Source organism: Polaribacter sp., from assembly GCF_965656025.1.
GTDB lineage: Bacteria > Bacteroidota > Bacteroidia > Flavobacteriales > Flavobacteriaceae > Polaribacter.
Window position 1 is genome coordinate 1 of record NZ_CBFHJT010000093.1, and the last position, 8377, is coordinate 8377.

Genomic DNA, 8377 nt, shown 5'->3' on the forward strand with positions numbered 1-8377 from the left:
AGAGGATTTTTCTAAAATAGAGAAAAAAAACATAAATTATAAATATTTAGCATCAATAAACAATTATAAAGTTTACCATGGTTATTATTCAAAAAATAGATCATTCGAACCTTCAGAAAACTTTCTTGATGAACTAAAAAATATTGATATAGAAAACGAAAAAGATTTTTTAAATTCGGTTTTATATAGAGATATTGTAAGTTCTAAATTAAGAGATAATGCGAAATTATTAACAGAAAAAGACTCTTTATTGGGAAGTGATATTGCCTATTTAAAATCAATTACTGCTATTGATAACAACACCATTAAAAACAAATTATTATATGATGATGCTAGGTATGGTATTACTTACACAAATAATTTAGAAGATTATTACAAACTATTTTCAGAAAACTCTACAGATGAAGAAAATAACACAAAAATTGCTGCAGATTACAACAAACTAAAATCTTTAGCAAAAGGAAGTCCTTCCCCAAAGTTTACAGACTACGAAAATAACGCAGGAGGTAAAATGTCTTTAGACGATTTAAAAGGAAGCTTCGTTTACATAGATGTTTGGGCAACTTGGTGCGGACCTTGTATTGCAGAAATACCTTCTTTAAAAAAAGTAGAAAAAGATTTTCATGATAAAAACATCAAATTTGTAAGCGTTTCTATTGATACTGAAGATGCCTATGACAAGTGGAAAAAAATGATTGTAGACAAAGATTTAGGCGGCATTCAATTATTAGCAGAAAATGCTTGGGAATCTCAATTTGTAGAAGATTATATGATTAAAGGGATTCCGCGTTTTATTTTGTTAGATGCAGATGGTAATATTATAAATGCAAATGCACCAAGACCATCAAATAAAAAATTAGTAGAAACTTTAAATGGTTTAAGTCTGTAAACCTTTTTACTCTATAGCAAATCATGAAGAAAATTTTTTCGCTGTTTATTTTACTTTTTGCACTTGTAAGTTTTTCGCAAACCGAAAATAATCCTGTTGTTTGGCAAAGTAGTATCCATAAAATTTCAGATACTGAATATGATGTTATTTTAAAAGCAAGCATTTTACAAGACTGGCATTTGTACTCTCAATACAATCCTGAGGATGCTTCTCAACCACTAGAAATTTTAATTCCAGAAGGTAAAACTGGTTACAAGTTGGTTGGTAAAGCCATAGAAAGCGAAACCCATAAAGAGTATTCAGAAATTTGGGAAAAAGAAGAAATTTTCTTTAGTGATAATGCTACAATCACTCAAAAAATAAAAATTACAGATAAAAATATCGCCTCAATTTCGGTAGAACTTTATGGGCAAGTTTGTAAAGAAGCCTGCATACAAATAGAGGAACTATTTACTTTTTCGTTATCAGGAAAAAAAATAGAAAAAGAAGTAGTTGTTTTAGATGATAAAAGTAAAGAACTCAGTAAGAATTTAAAGTTAGATTTAAAAAACACATCCTTATTACTAAACAATACAGATACTGAAGAAAAAGGTAGTTCTCTAATGAGTATTTTTTTGTTAGGTTTTGTAGGCGGTTTGTTGGCTTTGTTAACACCTTGTGTGTTTCCAATGATTCCTTTAACAGTTTCATTTTTTACCAAACAAAGCAAAAACAAAAGTAAAGGTATTTTTAACGCCATTATGTATGGTGTATTTATTGTAGTTATTTATATATTATTAAGTGTGCCGTTTCATTTAATTGATGGCTTAGATCCAAATATTTTAAATACAATTTCTACCAATATTTGGTTAAATATTTTCTTTTTTGCCATTTTAGTCTTTTTTGCTTTTTCATTTTTTGGATATTACGAAATAACATTGCCCAGTTCTTGGGGAAACAAGATGGATTCTGCATCTAATGTTGGCGGAATTGTAGGAACTTTTTTTATGGCATTAACATTAGCCATTATCTCTTTTTCTTGTACAGGACCTATTTTAGGTTCTCTTTTAGCAGGTTCTTTAAGTGCTGTTGGTAATCCAGCAAGCCAACTTTCTGCTGGTATGACAGGTTTTGGAGTAGCACTTGCATTGCCATTTGCGCTGTTTGCACTATTTCCTAACCTACTAAAATCGTTACCAAAATCTGGTGGATGGCTAAATACTACCAAAGTTGTTTTAGGTTTTTTAGAATTGGCTTTTGCATTTAAGTTTCTATCAAACTCAGATTTAGTGGGTCATTGGGGTATTTTAAAAAGAGAAATCTTTATTGGTATTTGGATTATTATTTTCTTAGGATTGGCATTGTATATATTAGGAAAAATAAAATTTCCACACGATTCGCCAATCAAAAAACTATCTTTTTCTAGAATTTCATTTGGTATTTTAACAACTGCTTTTGTTATTTATTTAATTCCTGGTACTTTTAAAACACCCACTTGGAATTTAAATGCTTTAAGTGGTTTTCCTCCTCCACAATTTTACAGTATTTATCAGCAAGCATCAGACTGTCCTTTAGGTTTAAATTGTTACAAAGATTTTGATGAAGGTTTAAACGCTGCAAAAGTAAGTAACAAACCTATTTTATTAGATTTTACTGGTTGGGCTTGCGTAAACTGCAGAAAAATGGAAGAAAATGTTTGGAGCAATCCAACAGTATATAACATTCTAAAAAATGATTATATTTTAATTTCTTTATATGTAGATGATAATGAAAAAGCATTGCCTAAAGCAGCACAATTCGATTTTAAGAAAGCAAATGGGCAAATAAAAAAAATAAAAACCTATGGTGACAAATGGGCTACATTTCAAGTTGTAAACTTTAAAAATGCCTCTCAACCCTACTATGTTTTAATGACTCCAGATTTAAAGATTTTAAACACACCACAACAATATACAGATACAGAAACCTATAAAACATGGCTAGAAACAGGTTTAACAAATTTTAAAAAATAATATCTTTTTTAAAAACTTCTAAACTAATAATTGCACCCAAATGAAAATTTTCTAAGATTTAGAAAACAAAAAACAGCAGTAATATTCAAAAAAAAGTAATACAGACACTTTTTTAGATTTTTATAAAAATCACTTAAAATTTATATCGTTTTCGTAAATAACGGGTTAATTATTAGCAAAAAAACAAGTTCTGTAACAAGGCTTTTTTGTAGCTTTACTAAATAAAATATTACAAATATGTCTGGTTTACCAAAATTATCTCGTTTTAACGAAAACGTATTGTCTAAATACCAAATTTACAATAGTGTATTTACAACGCTTCCTTTCGATTCTATAAACAATACAGGTGTATTATTACCGCTGTTTCATGAACTCTGTAAAAAAGGTTTCGAAGCTGGTAAAAACCCAACAGAAATCGTAAATTCTTTTTTTACGAAATATCTCGAAAACCCTTCAGAGAAAGAAAAAACAGACATGCTTTTTCATTTCATACAATATATAGAGCGTCAAGTAGTACTTTTTGATGCTATAGAAGACGCTGCGTTTCCTGTAGTAAATAATATGGATGGTATTGGTACACTTAGAAATTCTAGAGAACTTGCTATTATTAGAAATAAAAAAGAAGAATTAAAAGCTTATTTAGAAGAGTTTAAAGTGCGTATTGTTTTAACAGCACACCCTACACAATTTTACCCAGGTTCTGTTTTAGGTATTATTACAGATTTAGACAAAGCCATACAAAATGATGATTTAATTCTAATAAAAAAATTATTAGCACAATTAGGTAAAACGCCTTTTTACAAAAAAGAAAAACCATCTCCTTTTGATGAAGCTGTAAGTTTAATTTGGTATTTAGAGCATGTATTTTATCACTCTGTACCAAGAATTTACAACTATATTCAAAATAATGTATATGATGGAAATCCGATAGATAATGAAATTATAGATCTTGGTTTTTGGCCAGGTGGCGATAGAGATGGTAATCCATTTGTTACTACAGAAATTACACTAAATGTTGCAGAAAGATTAAGACAAAGTATTTTAAGAAACTACTACAGAGATGTTAGAAAACTAAAAAGACGTTTTACTTTTGATGGTGTTCAAGAAATTTTTGCAAGAATAGAAAAACGACTTTATAAGCATGTTGTAAGAAGTTACACAAAAGTAAATTTCTCTCAAAAGATATTATTACAAGAACTAGCGGATGCAAGAAAAATTATAGAAACAAAACATCAGTCTTTATTTTTAGAAGAGCTAGATGATTTTATAAACAAAGTTAGAATTTTCGGATTCCATTTTGCTACTTTAGATTTAAGGCAAGACAGTAGAGTGCATCACAAAGCATTTACACAAATTGTAAAAGATTTACACGCCATTGGCGATACTACTTTTCCTGATAATTTTGAACATTTATCGGAAGCAGAACAAATTAAAATTTTAGCGGTTATAAAAGGAAATATAGATCCAAAAGTACTGACAGACGAAATTTCTGTAAAAACCATTGAATCTATGTATGCGCTAAAAGAAATACAACAAAGAAATGGAGAGCGTGGTGCAAACCGTTACATTATTAGTAACAACCAAACTGCATTAAACGTAATGCAAACTTTTGCCATGCTAAATTTATGTGGTTTTGAAAATGAATTACCTGTAGATGTAATTCCACTTTTTGAAACTGTAGAAGATTTAAAAAATGCAGAAGATGTAATGAGAACATTGTATTCTAACAGATCTTATAGATATCATCTAGAAAAAAGAAAAAACAAACAAACAATTATGCTTGGTTTTTCTGATGGAACCAAAGATGGTGGTTACTTAATGGCAAACTGGGGTATTTTTAAAGCAAAAGAAGCTTTAACCAGAGTTTCTAGAGAGTTTGATATCGAAGTAATTTTCTTTGATGGACGTGGAGGACCACCAGCAAGAGGTGGAGGGAAAACGCATCAATTTTATGCTTCTTTAGGACCAACCATAGAAGACAAGGAAATACAATTAACCATACAAGGACAAACAATTAGCTCTAACTTTGGTACCCAAACATCATCTCAATACAACTTAGAACAATTAGTTAGTTCTGGTATTAAAAACGAGGTTTTTACCAAAGATCAATTAAATGATAAACATAGAGAACTGATAGAAGACATGGCTTCTACCAGTTATCAAACGTATGTAGATTTTAAAAATCATCCACAATTTTTACCGTATTTAGAAAAAATGAGTACGTTAAAATATTATGCCAAAACAAATATTGGTAGTAGACCAAGTAAACGTTCTAATTCTGAAACTTTAGATTTTTCGGCATTAAGAGCCATCCCTTTCGTGGGTAGTTGGAGTCAACTAAAACAAAATGTACCTGGTTTTTATGGCGTAGGTACAGCTTTAAAAAAATATGAAGATGCAGGTCGTTTTGACGAAGTTATAGATTTTTATAACGCATCAGACTTCTTTAAAACGTTGTTAGAAAACAGTATGATGAGTTTGACAAAATCTTTTTTCGGTTTAACTGCATACATGGCAGATGACCCTGTTTATGGAGAATTTTGGAAATTGATTTACGAAGAATACAAAACCACAAAAAGATTACTTTTAAAATTAACAGGCCATAAAGAATTGATGGAAAACTTTCCTGTTGGAAAAGCATCTATAGAAATTAGAGAGCAAATTGTATTGCCTTTATTAACCATACAACAATACGCTTTAAAGCAAATACAAGAGCTTCAGAAAGATGATAGCAATTTAGAAAAAATAGAAGTTTTCGAAAAAATGGTGATGCGTTCTTTATTTGGTAATATTAATGCGAGTAGGAATTCTGCTTAAAAAATAGGATTAACTTTATAAAATGCAATCAATATTTGGTTGCATTTTTTTTATGGCATTATTTTTTTTATTTTTAAGAAAAAAATATGCTCGTAAAAGTTTTTGGTTCAGCCGTTTTTGGTATAGAAGCTACCACTATAATTGTAGAAGTTAATATCGATAAAGGAATTGGATATCACTTAGTAGGTTTGCCAGACAAAGCTGTAAGCGAAAGCTCCTATAGAATTTCTGCTGCTTTAAACAATAATAATTACAAACTTCCTGGTAAAAAAATTATTATAAATATGGCTCCTGCAGACATTCGTAAAGAAGGTGCTGCTTATGATTTAACAATTGCTATGGGGATTTTGGCAGCCTCCAGTCAAATTCAATCAGAAAACATTAATGAGTATGTAATTATGGGCGAACTTTCTTTAGATGGAAGTTTACAACCCATAAGAGGAGCGCTACCCATGGCTATAAAAGCTAGAGAAGAAGGTTTTAAATATTTAATACTTCCCAAAGAAAACGCGAAAGAAGCTGCCATTGTAGACAATTTAGAAATTTTAGGAGTAGATAATATTTTAGAAGTCATCCATCATTTTAATGGTGATGAAAAAATTACCCCAACCATTGTAGATACAAGAGCAGAATTTTATAAAAACATCGATTTTCCTGAATTCGATTTTTCGGATGTAAAAGGGCAAGAATCTATTAAAAGATGTATGGAAATTGCAGCAGCTGGTGGGCATAACATCATTCTGATTGGTCCTCCAGGTTCTGGTAAAACCATGTTAGCAAAAAGATTGCCAAGTATTTTACCACCAATGACATTACACGAAGCTTTAGAAACTACTAAAATACATTCTGTTGTAGGTAAAACTAAAAACGAAGGATTACTATACCAAAGACCTTTTAGAAGTCCACATCACACGATTTCAAATGTGGCGCTTGTTGGTGGTGGCCAATACCCAAAACCTGGAGAAATTTCACTTTCTCATAATGGAGTTTTGTTTTTAGATGAATTACCAGAATTTAAAAGAGATGTGTTAGAAGTAATGCGTCAACCTTTAGAGGACAGAGATGTAACTATTTCTAGGGCAAAATTTACAGTAACCTACCCTGCCTCTTTTATGTTGGTAGCTAGTATGAATCCTAGTCCCTCTGGATTTTTTAACGACCCCAACAGCCCAATGACTTCTACACCACAAGAAATGCAACGTTATTTAAGTAAAATTTCTGGTCCTTTGTTAGACAGAATTGATATTCATATAGAAGTTACTCCAGTTCCTTTTGATAAACTTTCTGAAGAACGAAGAGGTGAGTCTTCTGTTGATATTAGAAAACGTGTAACTACTGCAAGAGAAATACAATCAGAACGTTTTAAAGAATTAGAAAACGTGCATTACAATGCTCAAATGAGTGTAAAACAAATTCGTGAGTTTTGTAAATTATCTGAAGAGAGTAAAACACTTTTAAAAACAGCCATGGAAAAATTAAACCTTTCTGCAAGAGCCTACGATCGAATTTTAAAAGTAGCAAGAACCATAGCAGATTTAGCAAATGTAGCAGCAATTTCTCCAGACCACATTGCAGAAGCCATACAATATAGAAGTTTAGATAGAGAGGGTTGGTTGGGGTAAAATAATAAAAAATATGGATGAAAAAATTATTTTAAAATATGCTGAATATTTTAAAAAATTAAGAAGAAGTAATAATAAACAGTTAGGTAAAGCACCACATAAACCTTTTTTATTACTATCAATAATTTCACTTATTAAAAAAGGCTCACCAATAACCTATCTTCCTATCAATACCAAAAAAACCAATTACGAAACAACGAAAAAACCAAGCAATAATCATATATATTGTATTTAACATAGCAGTACTAAAATAATAATTATTTTACTAATTGTCGAAAAATAATAAATTATTACTATTTTTAATTTGTTTTAATATTAATTTCAGAAAAAATATTCAAAAGTTATGAAAAAAATCAAATATTTAACAATAATTATAATCTTAGCATTACTAGCATCTTGCAGTGATACAAGTTATGATAGTGGTGAGATTGACAATATTATAGTTGGAAAATGGATACTTACAAGTTCAGTATTAACAGAAGAAGGACAAAGTCCACAAATCACAATTGACGAGTGTGCAAATAGATCTTTTTGGGAATTTCAAAGCAATGGAAAGGGAATGAAATTTATAAATGAATCTAACTGCAGTAGTACATATCCTGGTGATCAATATTATAACCCTTTTAGATGGAAACCACTTTCAAACGGTAAGTATGAGATAGAATATGAAACAAATGAAATAATAGTAAAAGATTTTGTGTTTTCTAATTCTAATAACGAGATGACTGAAGAGTTTAGGGGAGTATCAAGTTTAGGTAATTATTTGGAGGAATTTATTTATAGAAGAGAATAAATTAAGTTATAGTATTGACTACATGAAGTTAGATTTAATAAACTATTTTCAAAACCAATTTAAGTGTATTGATTACATAAAAAAATTGTTTTTTTTTTATAAAAATTACTAAAGAAGAATTTACCGTACAAATCACAAAACAAAAAATCCTTAACTTTCTAATAAATAGATTGTTAAGGACTTTTAAAGCGGTCTGGACGGGACTCGAACCCGCGACCCCCTGCGTGACAGGCAGGTATTCTAACCAGCTGAACTACCAAACCGT

Annotated in this window: 6 protein-coding genes and 1 tRNA gene; 6 read left to right on the forward strand and 1 reads right to left on the reverse strand. The window is 30.1% G+C overall.

The window, feature by feature from the left end; all coding sequences use genetic code 11:
- The 6 genes from ACTG3S_RS13380 to ACTG3S_RS13405 all read left to right on the forward strand — a co-directional run.
- On the forward strand, window positions 1-889 hold an 889-nt coding region (locus ACTG3S_RS13380), incomplete at its 5' end, for a TlpA family protein disulfide reductase (RefSeq protein ID WP_439129842.1).
- Window positions 890-912: 23 nt separating this feature from the next.
- Complete coding sequence (locus ACTG3S_RS13385; RefSeq protein WP_439129843.1) at window positions 913-2880, forward strand: protein-disulfide reductase DsbD family protein; 1968 nt, start codon at window positions 913-915, stop codon at window positions 2878-2880.
- 237 nt (window positions 2881-3117) lie between these two features.
- Window positions 3118-5697: a phosphoenolpyruvate carboxylase gene (locus tag ACTG3S_RS13390; protein ID WP_439129844.1), complete on the forward strand. Its 2580-nt coding sequence runs from the start codon at window positions 3118-3120 to the stop codon at window positions 5695-5697.
- An 86-nt stretch (window positions 5698-5783) separates the two neighbouring features.
- Window positions 5784-7319, forward strand: a complete 1536-nt coding sequence (locus ACTG3S_RS13395) for a YifB family Mg chelatase-like AAA ATPase (protein WP_439129845.1) — start codon at window positions 5784-5786, stop codon at window positions 7317-7319.
- A gap of 13 nt (window positions 7320-7332) precedes the next feature.
- Window positions 7333-7554, forward strand: coding sequence for a hypothetical protein (locus tag ACTG3S_RS13400; protein WP_439129846.1), 222 nt, complete (start codon window positions 7333-7335; stop codon window positions 7552-7554).
- 108 nt (window positions 7555-7662) lie between these two features.
- Window positions 7663-8112: a lipocalin family protein gene (locus tag ACTG3S_RS13405; RefSeq protein ID WP_439129847.1), complete on the forward strand. Its 450-nt coding sequence runs from the start codon at window positions 7663-7665 to the stop codon at window positions 8110-8112.
- A 189-nt stretch (window positions 8113-8301) separates the two neighbouring features.
- Here ACTG3S_RS13405 and ACTG3S_RS13410 read toward each other — a convergent pair.
- Window positions 8302-8375: transfer RNA gene (locus tag ACTG3S_RS13410), tRNA-Asp, on the reverse strand.
- Window positions 8376-8377: the final 2 nt, after the last annotated feature.

What these genes read in the sequence shown, in the direction of transcription:
- ACTG3S_RS13385 (WP_439129843.1), top strand. Translation starts at nt 913, where the DNA reads ATGAAGAAAATTTTTTCGCTGTTTATTTTACTTTTTGCACTTGTAAGT.
- ACTG3S_RS13390 (WP_439129844.1), top strand. Translation starts at nt 3,118, where the DNA reads ATGTCTGGTTTACCAAAATTATCTCGTTTTAACGAAAACGTATTGTCT.
- ACTG3S_RS13395 (WP_439129845.1), top strand. Translation starts at nt 5,784, where the DNA reads ATGCTCGTAAAAGTTTTTGGTTCAGCCGTTTTTGGTATAGAAGCTACC.
- ACTG3S_RS13400 (WP_439129846.1), top strand. Translation starts at nt 7,333, where the DNA reads ATGGATGAAAAAATTATTTTAAAATATGCTGAATATTTTAAAAAATTA.
- ACTG3S_RS13405 (WP_439129847.1), top strand. Translation starts at nt 7,663, where the DNA reads ATGAAAAAAATCAAATATTTAACAATAATTATAATCTTAGCATTACTA.